This is a genomic window from Deinococcus malanensis (assembly GCF_014647655.1).
Classification (GTDB): Bacteria; Deinococcota; Deinococci; order Deinococcales; family Deinococcaceae; genus Deinococcus; species Deinococcus malanensis.
Genome location: NZ_BMPP01000004.1, coordinates 243,496 through 260,624, shown reverse-complemented (window position 1 = coordinate 260,624; position 17,129 = coordinate 243,496). Strand labels below are relative to the sequence as shown.

Annotated in this window: 16 protein-coding genes; 10 read left to right on the top strand and 6 right to left on the bottom strand. The window is 63.8% G+C overall.

Going from position 1 to position 17,129, the window contains the following annotated elements; all coding sequences use genetic code 11:
• Positions 1-21 precede the first annotated feature (21 nt).
• The gene (locus IEY49_RS06625) at positions 22-1,278 is read right to left on the bottom strand and encodes a S41 family peptidase (RefSeq protein WP_229780675.1); all 1,257 of its coding nucleotides are present in this window, start codon (positions 1,276-1,278) and stop codon (positions 22-24) included.
• Positions 1,279-1,354: 76 nt separating this feature from the next.
• A complete protein-coding gene (locus tag IEY49_RS06620) occupies positions 1,355-1,873 on the bottom strand; it encodes a hypothetical protein (RefSeq protein WP_189005725.1) in 519 nt (172 codons plus the stop codon).
• 282 nt (positions 1,874-2,155) lie between these two features.
• Here IEY49_RS06620 and IEY49_RS06615 point away from each other — a divergent pair, with 282 nt between their 5' ends.
• From IEY49_RS06615 to IEY49_RS06595, 5 genes are all read left to right on the top strand, one after another.
• On the top strand, positions 2,156-3,334 hold the full coding sequence (locus IEY49_RS06615; RefSeq protein WP_189005723.1) for a class I SAM-dependent rRNA methyltransferase: 1,179 nt from the start codon (positions 2,156-2,158) through the stop codon (positions 3,332-3,334).
• A 329-nt stretch (positions 3,335-3,663) separates the two neighbouring features.
• Positions 3,664-6,687 carry an excinuclease ABC subunit UvrA gene (gene uvrA, locus IEY49_RS06610; RefSeq protein WP_189005721.1) on the top strand — a complete coding sequence of 1,008 codons (3,024 nt, stop codon included), beginning with the start codon at positions 3,664-3,666 and terminating at the stop codon, positions 6,685-6,687.
• 8 nt (positions 6,688-6,695) lie between these two features.
• Entirely contained in the window at positions 6,696-7,346 is a 651-nt protein-coding gene (locus IEY49_RS06605; protein ID WP_229780674.1) for a hypothetical protein, read from the top strand.
• On the top strand, positions 7,324-8,031 hold the full coding sequence (locus IEY49_RS06600; protein ID WP_189005719.1) for a DsbA family protein: 708 nt from the start codon (positions 7,324-7,326) through the stop codon (positions 8,029-8,031). The genes IEY49_RS06605 and IEY49_RS06600 overlap by 23 nt, the downstream gene beginning before the upstream one ends.
• A gap of 1 nt (position 8,032) precedes the next feature.
• Entirely contained in the window at positions 8,033-8,479 is a 447-nt protein-coding gene (locus IEY49_RS06595) for a disulfide bond formation protein B (protein WP_229780673.1), read from the top strand.
• 84 nt (positions 8,480-8,563) lie between these two features.
• Here IEY49_RS06595 and IEY49_RS06590 read toward each other — a convergent pair whose 3' ends face one another.
• The 3 genes from IEY49_RS06590 to IEY49_RS06580 form a co-directional block, all read right to left on the bottom strand.
• Entirely contained in the window at positions 8,564-9,325 is a 762-nt protein-coding gene (locus tag IEY49_RS06590; RefSeq protein ID WP_189005715.1) for an SDR family NAD(P)-dependent oxidoreductase, read from the bottom strand.
• A gap of 132 nt (positions 9,326-9,457) precedes the next feature.
• Positions 9,458-10,405, bottom strand: coding sequence for an electron transfer flavoprotein subunit alpha/FixB family protein (locus tag IEY49_RS06585; RefSeq protein ID WP_189005713.1), 948 nt, complete (start codon positions 10,403-10,405; stop codon positions 9,458-9,460).
• A 45-nt stretch (positions 10,406-10,450) separates the two neighbouring features.
• Positions 10,451-11,212: an electron transfer flavoprotein subunit beta/FixA family protein gene (locus IEY49_RS06580; RefSeq protein ID WP_189005711.1), complete on the bottom strand. Its 762-nt coding sequence runs from the start codon at positions 11,210-11,212 to the stop codon at positions 10,451-10,453.
• Positions 11,213-11,472: 260 nt separating this feature from the next.
• Between IEY49_RS06580 and IEY49_RS06575 the strand changes: the two genes are divergently transcribed.
• Positions 11,473-12,138, top strand: a complete 666-nt coding sequence (locus IEY49_RS06575; protein ID WP_189005709.1) for a hypothetical protein — start codon at positions 11,473-11,475, stop codon at positions 12,136-12,138.
• Positions 12,139-12,177: 39 nt separating this feature from the next.
• Here IEY49_RS06575 and IEY49_RS06570 read toward each other — a convergent pair whose 3' ends face one another.
• Positions 12,178-12,573, bottom strand: a complete 396-nt coding sequence (locus IEY49_RS06570) for a carboxymuconolactone decarboxylase family protein (RefSeq protein ID WP_189005707.1) — start codon at positions 12,571-12,573, stop codon at positions 12,178-12,180.
• Between the two features lie 165 nt (positions 12,574-12,738).
• Between IEY49_RS06570 and IEY49_RS06565 the strand changes: the two genes are divergently transcribed.
• From IEY49_RS06565 to IEY49_RS06550, 4 genes are all read left to right on the top strand, one after another.
• Entirely contained in the window at positions 12,739-14,982 is a 2,244-nt protein-coding gene (locus IEY49_RS06565) for an ATP-dependent Clp protease ATP-binding subunit (protein WP_189005705.1), read from the top strand.
• 96 nt (positions 14,983-15,078) lie between these two features.
• Positions 15,079-15,360: a DUF2087 domain-containing protein gene (locus tag IEY49_RS06560; RefSeq protein ID WP_189005703.1), complete on the top strand. Its 282-nt coding sequence runs from the start codon at positions 15,079-15,081 to the stop codon at positions 15,358-15,360.
• Positions 15,353-16,702, top strand: coding sequence for a DNA repair protein RadA (gene radA / locus IEY49_RS06555; protein WP_189005701.1), 1,350 nt, complete (start codon positions 15,353-15,355; stop codon positions 16,700-16,702). The genes IEY49_RS06560 and radA overlap by 8 nt, the downstream gene beginning before the upstream one ends.
• 74 nt (positions 16,703-16,776) lie before the next feature.
• Entirely contained in the window at positions 16,777-17,046 is a 270-nt protein-coding gene (locus IEY49_RS06550) for a WGxxGxxG family protein (RefSeq protein WP_189005699.1), read from the top strand.
• Positions 17,047-17,129 lie beyond the last annotated feature (83 nt).

Here is a 17,129-nt window from a genome sequence, read left to right as displayed (position 1 = left end):
TCTGGTATACCGGGCGTCGCCTTAGCGGCCCGTGGCTTCCTTGGCGTCCAGGGCCGTCAGAGCGGCTTCAAGTGTAGAGTCCCGACCCTCGGCGCTGAGCAGGGCCACGTCGGTCGGGGCCAGCACCAGTGGGGTCACCCGGTCGGGCAGCGGCTGACCGTCGGCGGTGAAGGCCTTGAGTACTGTCACCGATACCACGCCGCCGTCCGGCAGCGGAAAGAACAGCACGCCGCTGTTGCCGACACCACGCGTCAATTCCCCCACGGTCACCGCGCCGGCTTTTTGGGCGAAGAACGAGAACACCTCGGCACACGAAGCGGTGTTGGGCCCGACCAGGACGGCCACCGGTCCATTCCAGATGCGGGCGTTGGCAGGGGTGTTGACCCGGCCCATCGCCCCGACGCTCTGGCCGTTCACTCCGACATAGGTGTAGCTGCCCACCTGAAACTGGGACTTGTAGCGGACCGGATTAAAGGTACTGGCTGCCGCCACACACTCGGTCAGACTGCCCCCTGAGTTGAAGCGGAGGTCCACGATCAGCCGGCGGGCGCCCGCGGCCTGGGCTTCTTTCAATTTGGCAAGAAACAGTTCTGAGGAATCGCTGGACAGAAAGGTGGGCAGGTCGATAAGGGCCGTTTTGCCGTCGCTGCCCACCCAACTCAGTGTCGCCACGTCGCGCGCCTTCAGGACAGCAGTAGGGAGCAGCAGTTCACGCTCGGGTTCACCGGCCCTGCGAAGGGTCACCCGGACCGGCTGGCCGGCACGTTCCAGGCGAACAAACTCGATCGGTCCTACGGGGGCGTTTTCGGTCCCCCGCTTGCCGGCCGCCTCTCCATTGACGGTGGGCAGCAGGTCCAGGCGCCGCAGTCCGGCTGCGTGGGCCGGGCTGCCTGGCATCACCGAGGCGACCAGCAAACCACCTTCGACGCGCACCACCCGCACGCCGGTGCGGGAAACCGCCTTGTCCTGCGTCACCTCGTTGAGCCGCTGCGCACCCTCCGGGTCACGGACGTTGGTATGGGCATCACCGAATGCCTTGAACAGGTCAGTCAGCACGGCCCGTCCCGTGCCGTAGTCACAGTTGTCGCCCTGGGGTGCGCAGCGTTCGGCGAGGATGGCCTCGTACTCTCTGGTCAGTGCTCCGAAGTCCGAGGTGGCCCAGCCGTAGTAATCGCGCTTGACGGCATTTGTAGCGGCAGAAAAGAGGTCGGACGCCGGGCTGGCCGACGCCATGCCCAGCACCAGGACGAGCCCGGACAGGCGACGTAGTGGGTTCACGCCTACAGACTAAAGCCAGCGCACCGGCAGACTGTGCGCTGATTGCCGGTGCGCTGGCTGTGGAGTGCAGACAGCCTTAAAGTCTGGCCTGGGCTTTCATGTTGGTCAGCCGGATGCTCTCGGTATCCAGAGGGCGGCCTTCAAGCACCTGCACGCCGAAATAGCCTGTTCCCTTTTTGGCAGCGTCATCTAGCGCCGGGCCCTGCAGCGTAAATGGCATGTTGGTATTGGCGCTCAGGGTCACCGTACCGATGGCCTGGGCGCTTTCGCCGGCAGCCGGGCACACGTAGGCAGTGTTGGCAATCACCGTGCAGCCACTGGTGGGAAGTGCAGAGCGAACATAGAGCCGCACGCTTTTCAGGGTGCCTCCCTTGTTCACGTACAGGGCGTTGCCGCGAATGGTCAGGCCCTGGAGCACTGAAGGCAGGCTCGCTCCACTCAGCGCATTCTGATTCAGGTAGACCACCTGGTCGGATGTGGTCAGGCTGGCCGACAGAGGAATTTCAGCGTCCGGGATCGCCACTGGGGGTGTAGGGATAATTCCGCACGCGGCGAGACTCAGGGCAAATGGAGCCAGAAACAGTGCTTTTTTCATGGATGGTCAACCTCCTGAACCGTACGTCATAAAACAGTTTCATCGTCAGCTTCTGTGGGAACATACTCAGGCTACAAATATTCGAACCGGAGTGTCTTCAGAGTGTCGTCATACATCCTGGGGCCAGCCGGAGGCCCAGACTTCAGGGAACAGCATCAGACCTGAATGCTGTCTCACAGGAAAAATGCGTGGTACCGGCCAGATCCCTGCTGGCCTATGACTGTCCCAAACTCTGACTGCTGGTTACCAGGTGCGCAGCAGCCGGTGAGGTAGCCTGCTCAGATGAAGAAGTCCCCGACCGTCACCATTCAACCCCAGGCGGTGCGGCGCATTGCGGGCCGCTATCCCTTCGGACATTCCGGCGATATCGCTGACGCAGACTCCGGGATCACACCGGGTGAGGTCGTGACCGTGCAGGCCCAGGGAGGCGCATTCCTGGGGCGCGGATACTTCAATCCACAGGGCGCGACGCCGCTGCGCATGCTGACCTGGCAGAAGGAGGAGGTCGACCTGGCGTTCTACCGTACCCGTCTTAAGGCTGCGCGGTCCCGCCGCGACGGACGCATTCTGAACACGAACGGGGTGCGCGTGCTGCATGCCGAAGCAGACGGCTTTCCTGGGGTTATCGCTGACCAGTTCGGGGACGTGCTGAGTGTGCAGCTGAGAAATGCCGGGGTAGAACGCCACCGCGAGCTGATTGTGAAAGCGCTACGTGAAACCACTGGCGCTGTGGCCGCCTACGAGCGCAGCGACACGGGCGAGCGCCGCAGGGAAGGCCTGGATCTGCAGACGGGTGTCCTCTGGGGGAACCTGCCGGACAGGGTGGAGTTTTTTGAAGACGACCTGAACCTGCACTTTTCCCCGATGGACGCCCAGAAGACAGGATTCTTCCTGGATCAGCGCGACAACCGCCGCCTGATGCGAACGCTTGTTCGTCCGGGAGCCGGCTTCCTGGATGTGTATTCGTATACCGGGGGGTTCAGCCTGCATGCGGCGAAACAGGGGGCCAGGGCAGTGGCGGTGGACAAGGATCAGGTGGCGCTGGGTGCCCTGGAGGGAGCCGCCCGTGCCAACGGTCTGAATGTCGGGGTGCGCTGGGGGGACGCCCTGGAGCAGCTTGCTGGCCTGGAAAAGGAGAAGCGGAAGTTCAGCACAGTGGTGCTTGATCCGCCGACCCTGGCCAAACGCCGCGACGATGTGCCCAGGGCCAAACGCATCTTTACCGACGGCGCGGCGCGGTCCCTGCGCATGCTCGAAGATGGCGGGCACCTCCTGATCAGCACCTGCGCCCACTACATCCGCGTGGACGACCTGCTGGACGCAGCCCGGGTGGCGGCCGCCGAGGCCGACACGGACGCTGAAGTGGTCGCCGTTACGTACCAGCCCGCCGACCACCCGCACCTGCTGAGCGTTCCGGAAAGCCTGTATCTGAAAAGTATCCTGCTGAGAAAACAGGCCTGAGGTCCTAGGGAAAGTCAGCCTCGCCGGCAGAGCTGTCAGGAGCAGCGGCCAGCGGAAATGGTCAGTTCGGGGCGTATGGGTGAGAGGGCGCAGTCTGGGATTCTGGGTGCCCGAGGGAGACTTCGACCTTTGCAGCACGCAGGGGCCATAACGCTGCGTGGAAGGTGCTCCACGCGACGTTAATCAACCCATACGCCTGTGCCTGTAGCCGTCTGCCGTCTTGCCCTGCTAGACTGTCTCGTTTCAGAGCGGGGGCCCTGCCTTACGCACGCAACGTAACCTAGGGCGGCTGGTTTTGCTGTGCTGGCCGCGTTCAAGGAGTGGCTGACTTGCAGAACAACCTGATCGTGCGCGGCGCACGCGAACATAACCTCAAGAACATCACTGTCGAGCTTCCCCGTGACCAGTTCGTGGTCATCACCGGAGTGTCGGGCAGCGGCAAGAGCACTCTGGCTTTCGACACTATCTACGCCGAGGGTCAGCGCCGCTATGTGGAAAGTCTGTCGGCCTATGCCCGGCAGTTCCTTGGCCTGATGGAAAAGCCGGATGTGGAGAGCATCACCGGCCTGTCGCCGGCCATCTCGATCGACCAGAAAACCACCAGCCACAACCCGCGCTCGACAGTGGGGACGGTGACCGAGATCCACGACTACCTTCGGTTGCTGTACGCCCGGGTCGGTACACCGTACTGCCCCGTGTGTGGCCGCAAGATCGAGAAGCAGAGCCCCACGGAGATCACCGACCGGCTGCTGGGTGGCTACGGCGACAAACGGGCCATTCTGCTCGCGCCGATGGTGCGTGGCCGTAAGGGCGAGTACCGCAAGCTGTTTGCGGACCTGCGCCGGGAGGGCTTTGCCCGGGTGCGGGTGGATGGCACTCTGTACGAGCTGGAAGAAGCCGAGAAGCTCAAGCTCGAAAAGTTCGAGAAGCATGACGTGGACGTGGTGATCGACCGTCTGACGCTGCGCGATTCCGACCGCACCCGTATTGCCGAAAGTGTGGAACTTGGCCTGCGCCGGGGCGAGGGCCTGTTGCGGGTCCTGATGCCTGACGCCGCAGAGGATGGGGGCGCCCACGAGGAGCTGTACTCCGAGAAGTTCGCCTGCCCTGAGCACGGCAGCGTGCTCGAAGAACTCGAACCCCGGTCCTTCTCGTTCAACTCGCCCTACGGGGCGTGCGGGGACTGCGCGGGGCTGGGCAGCAAGCAGAAGTTCAGCCCCGACATCGTGATCGACGACAAGCTCTCCATCGCTGAGGGAGCCATCCTGCCCTGGAGCAAGAAGGGCACCGGCGGCGGCATCTACTACTGGGACAAGCTGCAGGCCCTGGCCGAACACCTGGGCTTCAGCGTCAAGACCCCCTGGCGCGACCTGCCGGCATCGGCCCAGAAGGCCGTGCTGCACGGCCCGGGCAAGCCCTTTGAGGTGGTCTACCGCCGCAACGGCAAGGAAACCATGCGCTTCATGACCGAGTTCGAGGGTGTGATTCCCAACCTCGAAAGGCGCTACGCGGATACCGAGTCCGAATACATGCGCGAAAAGCTCGAAGAGCTGATGGAACTCCAGCCCTGCCCCACCTGCGGCGGCACCCGCTACAAGCCCGAGATCCTGGCCGTCAGGGTAGGGGGGCTCAACATCTCCCAGACCAGCGGCATGAGCGTGCTGGACGCGGATGCATACTTTGGTCGGTTGCAAGACGGCCTGCTCAACCACGACGGCATTGCTCCGCACCTGAAGAGGCACCTGGGCGGTACCGCACGGGCGCACGGCCCCCGGCACTACGAGTACGCCCTGAACGCCTTCGGCAGCGCCGTCGCCGCCCCGATCCTCAGGGCCATCCGCACCCGGCTGAAGTTCCTGGTAGACGTGGGCCTGGACTACCTGAGCCTGGACCGGACGGCCAACACCCTGAGTGGGGGAGAGGCGCAGCGCATCCGGCTGGCCACCCAGGTCGGCTCCGGCCTGACCGGCGTGCTGTATGTCCTCGACGAGCCCAGCATCGGCCTGCACCCCAAGGACAATCACCGTCTGATCGGCACCCTGAAGCACCTGCGTGACCTGGGAAATACCCTGCTGGTCGTGGAGCACGACGAAGACACCATGATGGAAGCCGACTATCTGGTGGACATGGGTCCGGGTGCTGGCGTCCACGGAGGTGAGGTCGTGGCGGTCGGCACGCCCCAGCAGGTCAAGAAGAACAAGGGCAGCCTGACCGGGCGCTACCTGCGCGGCGAGCTGAAGATCGAGGTTCCCACCGAGCGCCGCCGGGGCAACGGCAAGCGGCTCAGGGTTCTGGGCGCCACCGAGCACAACCTGCAGGACGTCAGCATCGAGATTCCGCTGGGCACCATGACCGTGGTCACCGGGCCCTCGGGCAGCGGCAAGAGCACCCTGATCCACGACATCCTGCACGCCACGCTGGCCCGGGAACTCAACGGTGCCAAGACCACTCCAGGCCGCTGTGACCGCATCGAGGGCATGGAGCACCTAGACAAGGTCATCGAGATCGACCAGTCACCCATCGGGCGCACGCCACGCAGCAACCCGGCCACCTACACGGGGGTGTTCACCGAGATCCGCGACCTGTTTACGCGTACCCCGGAAGCCCGCCGGCGCGGATACCAGGCCGGGAGGTTCTCCTTCAACGTGAAAGGTGGCCGCTGTGAGCACTGCAAGGGCGACGGGGTCATGAAGATCGAGATGAACTTCCTGCCCGATATCTACGTGCCGTGCGAGGTCTGCAAGGGCGCGCGATACAACCGCGAGACATTGGAGGTCAAGTACAACGGCAAGACCATCGCTGACGTGCTGGATCTGACTGTGGAGGACGCCGAGAGTTTCTTTGAGGCCATTCCCGCCATTCAGAAAAAGATGCAACTGCTGTGTGACGTGGGTCTGGGCTACATGCGGATCGGGCAGCCAAGCACCACCCTCTCGGGCGGGGAAGCGCAGCGCATCAAGCTGGCTTCCGAGCTCGCGCGCCGGGCGACCGGAAAAACCATCTACATTCTCGACGAGCCGACCACAGGGCTGCACTTCGAGGACGTGCGCAAGCTGATGGTGGTGCTGCAGCGCCTGGCAGAGGGTGGCAACACCCTGGTCATCATCGAACATAATCTTGACGTGATGAAGTGCGCCGACCACCTGATTGATCTTGGACCAGAAGGTGGCGTGCGTGGCGGACAGGTGGTGGCCATCGGCACCCCTGAGGAACTGGCCGCGCACCCCACCAGCTATACCGGCGAGTATCTACGCCGCGTTCCGGGCATCGTGCCTGCCAGTCCGGCAGAACCTGAGCCGGTTCTTGCGGCACCGGCCCGCAAACCCCGCACCAAGAAGGCAGCGGGCGCTTGACGGCCGTCATGACCGCTGAGACCCGCAACCGCGGCCGGTTCCTGGACTTTATGCGGGTTTTCACCGGCCTGACCCTGCTGGGCATCCTGGCTTTCCTGATGTGGGCTCCCGGTCAGTGGCCGGTGATGCTGTTCACGTGGGTGCTGCTGGTCATTCTGGCCGATGAACTCGGAGGCTGGTTCGGATATCTGGGCCTGCTCCTGGGGGGTCTGGCCTTCCTGGCGCCTGGTGGAGCTCCTCCTCAGTGGCCGGTGATCGTCCCGCTGGTGGCCGGTCCACTGATGGGTCTGTTGCTGATCAAGCATTCAGGGGGACCGTTCGTCCTGCCCTTCGGGGGCCTGCTGTTTGCCGGGACCCTGCTGGTCACAGCCCGCTTCGGCCCTCGCATCGATCCGCAGCTGACCCTGCCGGCCAATGTGGAATTCCAGCGCACTGCCATTCTGGCCATGCTGGCCGGGCTGGCATTCAGCTTTGTCCGTCAGGTTATCGGCATCATGATGCGCCGGCGTGCAGTGCGGGCCCTGAATAAACAGCGGGTCCAGCTTCTGGCAGCGGCTGAACACGGCACCGGGGCCAGCCGCGAGGAACGTGTCCGGGACACGGTTCCCGACAGACAGGCGGTAAACTCCACGACAAATGACGAGACTTCAGGGAAGTAACCCCAACCGAACCATGCTGGTCGTCGGGACGTTGCTGGCTGCGCTCCTGATCGGACTAGCCCTGGTTGCTGTTCGTGGCAAGCCGGCGCCGGGTGCGGGCCTGACGGCGGATTTTAATCTAGCCAACGTGCCCTACGCCGGGCGGGAGGATGCTCCCGTTAACGTGGTCGTGATCGAGGACTTCAAATGCCCGGTGTGCAAGACCTTTGAAGAGACCATTGCTCCGGAGCTAACCAGCAAATACGTGCAGACCGGCAAAGCCAAACTGTATACCGTGGTGTGGCCGTTTCTGGCTGAGGCTCGCCGTCTGCCGACCGACGACAGCAGGCTGGCAGCTCAGGCGGCCCGCTGTGTGTACGATCATGGCGGTAACGAGGCGTTTGGCAGCTTCAAAAGCATTCTTTTCCGTGCGCAGGGGGATGAGGGCACGGTCTGGGCTACCAAGACCCGCCTCAGGGAACTCGCCGGCAACGTCGAGGGCCTGGACACCTCGAAGTTTGCGACCTGCCTGAACAGTGACGCCACTGCTGCCTATGTCGATGCGGAGAAGAAAGTGGTCGAGGATGCCCGTGTGGACCACACCCCGACCGTGTTTGTGAATGGCAGGGAAGTCATAAATGCCCGGGGCCAGAGCAGCTACCTGCTGGCCGATGTCAGCAAGGCCATTGAGGACGCCAGCAACTAAGGTGCTGTCTTCCCCTGACAATCGGATCTACGCCGCCTGGGTGGTGGCCCTGATCGCCACGCTGGGCAGCCTGTACCTCAGCAATGTTCTGGGCTTCAAGCCCTGCGTTCTGTGCTGGTACCAGCGTATCTGCATGTATCCGCTGGCCCTCTGGTTAGGCATTGCAGCGCTGCGTGGAGACACCGGGATCCGGCTGTATGCCTTGCCCCTGGCAGCGACTGGCTGGGTTATAGCCCTGATTCAGAATGCCGAGGACTGGGGCTGGATTCCGACCCTGAAGGCCTGTGCTCCGGATCCCACCACCGTGGCCTGCAATATCCCGTGGCCGCTGTGGGGCAGTGGCGCACTGGCAGGGCTGAACAGTGTTATTACCATTCCCGTGCTGAGCATGGTCGCCTTCACGCTGATCGTGGCTCTGCTGTCCTGGCGCCGCGAAAGACTGCTGTAACGGCAGGAAGTGCGTTCATGCGCCGCCAGGAAGGTAGTCCCTCTCCTGGCGGCTCCCATGTTTTCCCGTTGCCCTGACCGTAGATCAGACCGGTCGTCCTGCCATCATGAAGCTGGCGGTCATGCCGCCGTCCACGGGAACAATCGCGCCGGTCATAAAGCTTGACTCATCACTGCCCAGGAAGTACACCACCTGCGCCACTTCCCGGGGGGTGCCCAGACGCCGCAGGGCATGCAGATCCTCATAATCCTGACGCGTGCTGCCCGGATCAGAACTGTCCTGGATGGCCTGCAGGACGCCCTCGGTACTGATGGCCCCAGGTGCCACGGCGTTCACCCGGATGCCATGAGAGGCGAGGTCCAAGGCCATTGCACGGGTCAGGTTGACCAGGCCGCCCTTGCTGGCGTTGTATGCGGCGTTGTTCTGTTCGGCAAAAAGGCCCTGCACACTGGCGACGTTGACCACCGCGCTTCCGAGGGGCATCAGGTCAATCAGGGTGCGTGTCAGTAGGAGTGGAGCGGTCAGGTTCACGCTGAGTGTCCGGGCCCAGCCGCGCTCACTCACTTCCAGTACGCCTCCGTGCGCTCCCTGAAAAGCCGCGTTGTTGACCAGGACGTTCACGCCTCCCATCTCCCGTGCGGAGCGGCCGATGCGTTCGCGGCCACTGGAGGTACTGATATCTGCCCGTACCCGCCGTTGGCCACGCAGGGGCGGCGGCAGGGTCAGGTCCACGCTCAGCACCCGGGCACCGCGCTCGGCGTACAACTCCGCGATAGCCCGCCCGATGCCACGTGCTGCCCCAGTCACGATCACGCAGGGGGGAGCTTCAGGGGTCTGGGGCGTCATGCTTCAGTGTGGGATAGTGCGCGGGCTGACCTGCAAAGTGTCAAAAAACGCTGAAGCCGAGGGCGCCCCTGAGCTCACAAACAGAACGCGCCGCCCTGAAATGGGGCGGCGCTGCTCAGCCAGGACCGCGTTCTACTTGCGTGCTTCTTCGATCAGCGCTGGGACGATCTGGTTAACGTCACCGACAATGCCGTAATCGGCAACCTTGAAGATCGGGGCTTCAGCGTCCTTGTTGATGGCAATGATGTGCTTGCTCTTGCCCATGCCGGACAGGTGCTGAACCGCTCCGCTGACACCCAGGGCGATGTAGGCGCCGGGCTGCACGGTCTTGCCGGTCTGGCCCACCTGCTCGGCGTAGGGACGCCAGCCGGCATCTACCACGGCGCGGGTTGCGCCCACGCCTGCGCCGATGGCGTCTGCCAGACCCTCGACATAGCTGGCGAAATTCTCGGGACTGCCCACGCCGCGGCCACCTGTCACGATCACGTCGGCCTCGGTCAGGGCCACGCGGCTGGACTTTTCCACGCTCTTACCGGTGACCTCCACGCGGGGGGTGGGCAGGGTAAGTTCCACGTCGTACTGCTCGCCGGCTGCCGCCGCCTGTGCGGGGGCAAAGGAGCCTGGCTTGACCGTCACCACGATCACGGGTCCCTCGGCCTCGACGGTTTCCGTGACGCGGGCCAGATAGGTATAGCGCTGGGCCTGCAGGGCGGTGCCATTGCTGGTGAGCCGGATGGCGTCTTCCAGGTACGGCGCGTCGAGCTTGACAGCGACCCTGGGCGCGTATTCACGGCCCGAGCGGCTGCCGCCGATCATCACCGTGCTTGCTTCGCCTTCCTGTGCGATCTGTGCGGTGGCAGCGGCCCAGAGTTCGGCGTTGTAGCCTGCCAGCTCAGGCAGGTCCGCGACCAGCACCTGATCGGCATAGGCGGCGCCGGCATTGGCCACATCGGCCACGCCACTGCCCAGCACCAGCAGCGTGATAGGTCCTTCGCGGCCACTCTCGCGTGCGGCGGTGACCATTTCCAGGGTGGACTTGCCGAGTTTGCCCCCGGCGTGTTCAGCAACAATAAGAATCATCTGGACTCCTTGTAAGACTGTGGAGATTGGGAGGGGAAACGCGCCTTAAGACAGGACCTTGGCTTCGTTGCGCAGCAGTTCCAGCAGCTGTGCCGCAGCGGCCTGGGGGTCCTTGCCGTCGATCATGTGGTTGCGCCGGGCACGGGTCTGGATCTCGGCGTTGACATACCGCACGGTGGGCTGGGCACCGTACTGCGAGAGGTCGTCCTTGCGCAGCTCCTTTTTCTTGGCCTTCATGATGTTGGGCAGCGTGGGATAACGCGGCTCGTTGAGGCCCTGCTGGGTGGTGACGACTGCCGGAAGGGTGGCGCGGAAGCTTTCGTTACCGTCGTCCACATCGTGCCGGCCTGTCAGGGTATCGCCTTCGACCTTCAGCTCGTTGGTCCAGGTGAGTTGTGGCCAGCCCAGGCGTTCGGCGGTGGCAGCACCCAGCGCCTGCGAGTCCCAGTCAGCTTCCTGGCCGCCCACCAGAATCATCCTGATATTCTCCGCCTGCGCGACCTGGGCCACGATGCGGCTCAGGGCCACCGGATCCAGACGCTCACTGGTTTCCACGTGAATGGCACGGTCCACGCCCATGGCCAGTGCCGTGCGCAGCGCGTCCTCGACCCGTTTGGGGCCGACCGCCAGCGCGATGACCTGTTCCACGGCGACCCCGCTCTCGCGCAGGCGCAGGGCTTCTTCGACACCGTATTCGTCCATGCCGTCGATCACCAGGGTGGTGCCTTCCAGGTCCACTGCCTGAGCATTGATCTTCACGCGGGCTTCCGCGTCCGGAACTTGTCTTACAAGGGTCAGGATGTTCATGGGATCCTCCAGGAAGGGGTAGTTGGCCAGGAATAAGGTCGTTGGACAGACAACTTCCCCAGCATGACAAATTGAACTAAGTACAAGTTACCAGATGGGCCTTCTGTTGCGCCACTCTGCCGGGAACACTTGTTCCGGCAGGTCATAACGGTCCCATTTGACGGAAACATGAGGGAATCCTGATCAGTAACCCTAATTACGTTAACGCCTGATGGGCTAGTTCATGAGTGCTCCTCATCTTTCTGGACGAAGCTGACACTATGAAGAAATTGCTCGCCCTCAGCGCATTTACTGTTTTCGCCACCGCCGGTGCACAGACCCTGAACACCCAGCCGTTTGAGCTTGGTCTCACCGGAGGTTACGCTTCCGGCCTCAGTGGCGAAGTGTTTGTCCACGCGCCGTTCATCGCCGGCCCGTTTGGCGTCAAGGCAGGGGTGGCCTTTACCCGTGCAGCCGACGCCATCAATGATGAGAGTGACCTGGGTGCTGGCCCTTTCAGCGGCTATAAGCAGGCCGGCGCAACAGAGTCGGGAAGCCACTTAGTCGTGAGCCTGGACGGCACCTACAGCTTGGGTGAAGTGGCGCCGGGCCTGGACGCCACGTTGTATGCCGGCGGCCGCTACGGAATGTTCCGCGCCACTGAAGACTACGGCTCGGGCCTGAACACGACCTACACCAGCAACGCTTTCGGCATCGGGGCCGGTCTGATGGCCAGCTACCCCCTCTCCGGGAACATCAGCCTGGTAGGTGACCTGGGTGTGGACCACTTTTTTGACGCCACCATCAGCAGCAACACCAACGCGGCGAACGGACCCCGCAGCGACACCTTTGCGCCAGGGGATCCCTCCTACGCCAGCATCGACAACCGTTTCGTTCGCCCCGGCACCAACTTCAAGGCCCGCGTCGGCTTTAAATTCATATTCTGAGGCACTGGAAACTATAAGTGAGCAGGCAAACTTGCCTGCTCACTCTTTTTGTTGTCCGTCCTCCAGGTGGTGCCGCAGGACCTCAAAGGCACCCACCACCCGGGGGAATCCCAGGTAGGGCACACAGAGGAGCAGGGCGCCTCTGAGTTCAGCTTCGGTCGCCCCCGCATTCAGGGCTCCACGCAGATGCGTACGCAATTCGGGCGGGCTGCCGAGCGACACCAGTAAGGCGCAGGCAATCAGTTCCTTTGTCTTCAGGTCCAGTCCCGGCAGATCGTACACGGTGTCATACGCAAACTCCCTGGTAAAGGCGGCCAGCGTGGGATCCAGCGCTTCCAGACGCTCGATGATCCGGTCATGTTGCCGGCCGAAAATTACCTCACGGGCACGGGCCTGAGGGCTACCCTCGGTATTGGACACTGGCTGATCGGTCATGTGTTCAGGGTAACTGCGGCCGCGCAGATCGAGAAAGATCAAGCAAAGGTCCAGGCAGATGGTGAGGTTGTCCTTACGGGCAGGGGTTCAGGGACGCTACTCTAGCCTTAGCCGCTACCGAATCACACGTCAAATTGACCGTGGACCGCCACGAGGGGGAGCACAATGACCAACCGATACGACGACCGCGCCCGACTGGTGTTCCACTACGCGCGTGAAGAAGGCAACCGCCTGGGCCACGCGATGGTCGGCCCCGAGCACATGCTGCTGGGTCTAATGCGCGAAGGCGGTACCGCCGCCACCATCCTGGGCGAATTCGGCGCCTCGCTCGACGGGCTGCGCCGCCGCGTAGAAGACATTATCGGCCGCGGCGAGGGCAGCCGGCTGAACGACGCCCCGAGCATCACCCCGCGCGCCCGCCGCGTTATGGAACTGGCCTCCAGCGAGGCCCGCAGCCTTGGCGCCCAGGTCACGTCCACCGAGCACATCCTGCTGGGCATTATCCGCGAGGGCGACGGCGTGGCCTTCCGCATCCTGCAGGAACTGACCAAGGACGTCGACACCATCCGCTGGCGGGTGCTGGCCCAGGGTGAAGGCTCCAGTGCCAAGCCCGCCAAGCCGGTGGCCACACCCTTTCTGGACGAGTATGGCCGTGACCTGACCCGCTGGGCGCGTGAGGGCAAGCTCGACCCGGTCATCGGGCGTAGCGAGGAAATCCGCCGCGTCACCCAGATCCTGACTCGCCGCACCAAGAACAACCCCGTGCTGATCGGGGACCCTGGTGTGGGCAAGACGGCCATCGTCGAGGGCCTGGCCCTGGCCATCCATGAGAAGCGCACACCGCCCAACCTGCATGGCGTCCGTCTGGTCAGCCTGGACCTCAGTGGCGTCGTGGCCGGCACCAAGTACCGCGGCGAGTTCGAGGAGCGCCTGCGCCAGATCATCGAGGAACTGCGCAACGCCAAGGTCGTCGCCTTCATCGACGAGCTGCATACCCTCGTCGGTGCGGGTGGAGCCGAAGGCACGCTGGACGCAGCCAACATCCTCAAGCCGGCGCTGAGCCGCGGCGAGATTCAGGTGATCGGCGCCACCACCACTGGCGAGTACCATCGCTACATTGAGAAGGACGCGGCCCTGGAACGCCGCTTCCAGCCGGTGATCGTGCTGGAACCCAGCCCGGCCGAGACCCTGCAGATCCTGCGCGGCTTGCGGCCCAAGTACGAGGAGCACCACGGCGTGCAGATTCCGGATACCGCCCTGGAACTCTCGGTGCGGATCGGCGAGCGCAGCCTGCCTGGACGCAACTTCCCCGACAAGGCCATCGATCTGATTGACGAGGCTGCCAGCCGCGTGCGCCTGAACATGAGCGTAGGTCTGCCGGTGGCCGAGAACGAACAGGGCGAACCCTACGTGACCCGCGAGGACATCGAGAGCGTCATCAACTCGATGGGCGGCATTTACAGCGAGGAAACGGCGGCGCAGCTCAGCGATCTGGACCTGCAGCTCTCCGAGCAGGTGTACGGTCAGCCTGAAGCGGTCAAGGCCCTCAGCTCGGCGCTGCGGCGCGCCCGCGTGGGCCTGGGTGGGCGCACCCGTGTGGCCGCGAGCTTCCTGTTCGTGGGGCCCAGTGGGGTCGGTAAAACCCACCTGGCCAAAGCACTGGCCCGTACCCTGTTCGGCTCGGAGCGCGCCCTGATCCGGGTGGACATGAGCGAATTTCAAGAAAGCCACTCCATCAGCAAGCTGATCGGGTCGCCTCCCGGCTATGTGGGCTTTGAGCAGGGGGGCCGCCTGACCGAGGCTGTGCGCCGCCAGCCCTTCAGCGTGATCCTGCTCGACGAGATCGAGAAGGCGCACCCAGATGTCTACAACACCTTCCTGCAGGTGCTGGACGACGGCCGCCTGACCGACGGCCTGGGCCGCACGGTGGACTTCCGCCGGACCATCATCATCATGACGAGTAACACCGGCTTCAACGTCAACCCCACGGTGGGCTTCAGCCCGGTGACGCCCGACAACAATGCCCCGCTGCGGCACATCTTCACTCCTGAGTTCCTGGACCGCCTGGACGACGTTATCCGCTTCCGGTCGCTGGGTGAAGAGGAACTGGTGCGGGTGGCCCAGCAGCTGCTCGGCGAGATGCGCGAGGAACTGGCCAGCCGCGAGATGCGCGTCACCTTCGATCCTGCAATTGCCGCCTGGCTGGTCGGGAAGCTCAAGGCGCGGAGCCCCAAGCATGCGGTCGGCAGTTCGAGGCAGCTGCGCACACTGGTCCGCGAGGAACTCGAAGATCCGCTGGCTATGGAGCTGATGGGCATTGACGGCCAGGAGCTGCGCGTGGTCCTGGGCGAGAACGGCATTCAGTTTGAGAAGGGCGAGGAGGCCGCGCCGCGGCAGATTCTGGCCTGAGATCAGACATTACCGGAGGTGGGGGCCCTGGTGGCTTCCGCCTTCTTTTGTGGTTCGCGGCAGGCATAGCGCCCGCCAGCCGCGTAGCATGGACCAATGACCAAAAGTATCTTGGACTTTCAGGACGAATTCGGCCGGATCACCACCTGGCCCAGTGACCGCCGCCGAACGCATCAGCTGGCCATTCTTCACCATCTCAAGGGCCTGTTCGAGACAGGTGTGGCCTATGACCAGGGTCAGGTCGAACAGATTCTGGCAGACCACAGCACGCTGGAAGATCCCAGCATTCTGCTGAACGAACTGCTTGACGGCGACTATCTGGTGACTGCTGACGGCGTGTACTGGCGGGCTGACGGGCGCCCAGGTGCACGTGGCTAAAGTCCGCGCCAGTTACGTCTGCAACAGCTGTGGTTATCAATCGGCCAAGCCGCTGGGCCGCTGTCCCAATTGCCAGGCCTGGAATTCCTTCGAGGAGGAGGCTCCGGCCGTGGTCTCGGCAAAAGGGAGGAGCGGAGCGTACGGCGGGGTTGTCGGTGGAAAGGTGACCGCGCTCTCCACCGTTGGCCGCCGAGAGGAGCCGCGCACGTCCAGCGGCATCCCTGAACTCGACCGGGTGCTGGGCGGCGGACTGGTGGCAGGGGGCGTCACCCTGATCGGCGGTGAGCCGGGGATCGGCAAAAGCACCCTGCTGCTGCAGGTCGCCGACCGGGTTGCGCGGGAAAGTGGCCCCGTGCTGTATGTGGCCGGCGAGGAGTCGCTCGAGCAGATTCGTCTGCGGGCTGACCGCCTGGGCGTCACGGCTGACATTCAGCTCACCCGGGACACGCGTGCCGAGCACGTCGCAGCCCTGATGGCCGAGCATAAGCCTGCCCTGTGCATCGTGGACTCGATCCAGACGGTGACCGTGGAAGGGGAGGGCGCTCCAGGCGGCGTGGCACAGGTGCGCGACGGCACCTCCATGTTGACGCGCGCGGCCAAGGAAACCGGCACGGCGACCGTGCTGGTCGGCCACGTGACCAAGGACGGCACGGTGGCGGGTCCCAAGGTGATGGAACATATCGTGGACACCACGGTGTTCCTGGAAACCGTGGGCGCTTTTCGTTTGCTGCGCAGCGTCAAAAACCGCTTTGGGCAGGCCGGCGAACTCGGCGTGTTCGAGATGCGCTCAGAAGGGCTGATTGCTGTGGACAATCCCTCAGCTGCTTTTCTGGCCGAGCGTCCGGTGGGTGTGCCGGGCAGCGTGGTCGCAGCGACCATCGACGGCCAGCGTCCCATGCTGCTGGAAGTGCAGGCCCTGGCCTCCAAAACACCGTATCCCAACGCCCGGCGCGTGGTGGTCGGCCTGGACCCCCGACGGGTGGACGTGGTGCTGGCCGTGCTGGAACGTCGGCTGGATCTCACGCTGGGAGGGCTGGACGTGTATGTCAACCTGGCGGGGGGCCTGAAGGTACCAGACCCGGGCCTTGATCTTGCGGTGGCCCTCGCAGTGTACTCGGCTGTTGTGGGACGTGCCCTGCCCGGAAACGTAGCTGTCTTCGGGGAGGTCGGTCTTGCCGGCGAGGTCCGGTCCACTCAGGCTGCCCTGCGCCGGGCTGAGGAGGCTGGCCGGGCTGGCTATACCCGTCTGGTGGTGCCGCCGGGCCTGGATGGACATGCCGGTATCCGAAGCGTGGAAGAGGCCGTCGGCGCCGTATGGGCCTCGGTGGGCACCACTCGCTGAACATAAATGTGAATCTACAGATTTTCTCAAGCTGTTCGAAACTTTAAGAGCGTGGTTTACGTCACACTACGCCCATGACGAAATTGCTCAAACTGTTGGCCCTGTCCGCTGTGCTCGCCCTGCCCGTTAATGCGGCGGCTGATACTGCTACTGAAACAACGACAGAGACCACCACGACCACCGACGAAACCAACAGCACGGCCACCACGGACACCACCATGGCCGACAACCAGGGCGCCACTGACGCCGCCACTGACTGGGGCTGGCTGGGTCTCGCAGGCCTGCTGGGCCTGGCTGGCCTTGCCGGACGCCGTCACGTAGAAACCACCACCGTCCGTCGCTAAACACAAGACAAGAAAAGCCGCCTCATCAGGGGCGGCTTTCTTGTTGGCTGTCCTGCCCATGTTCGGGCGTCAGCCGGGGACCT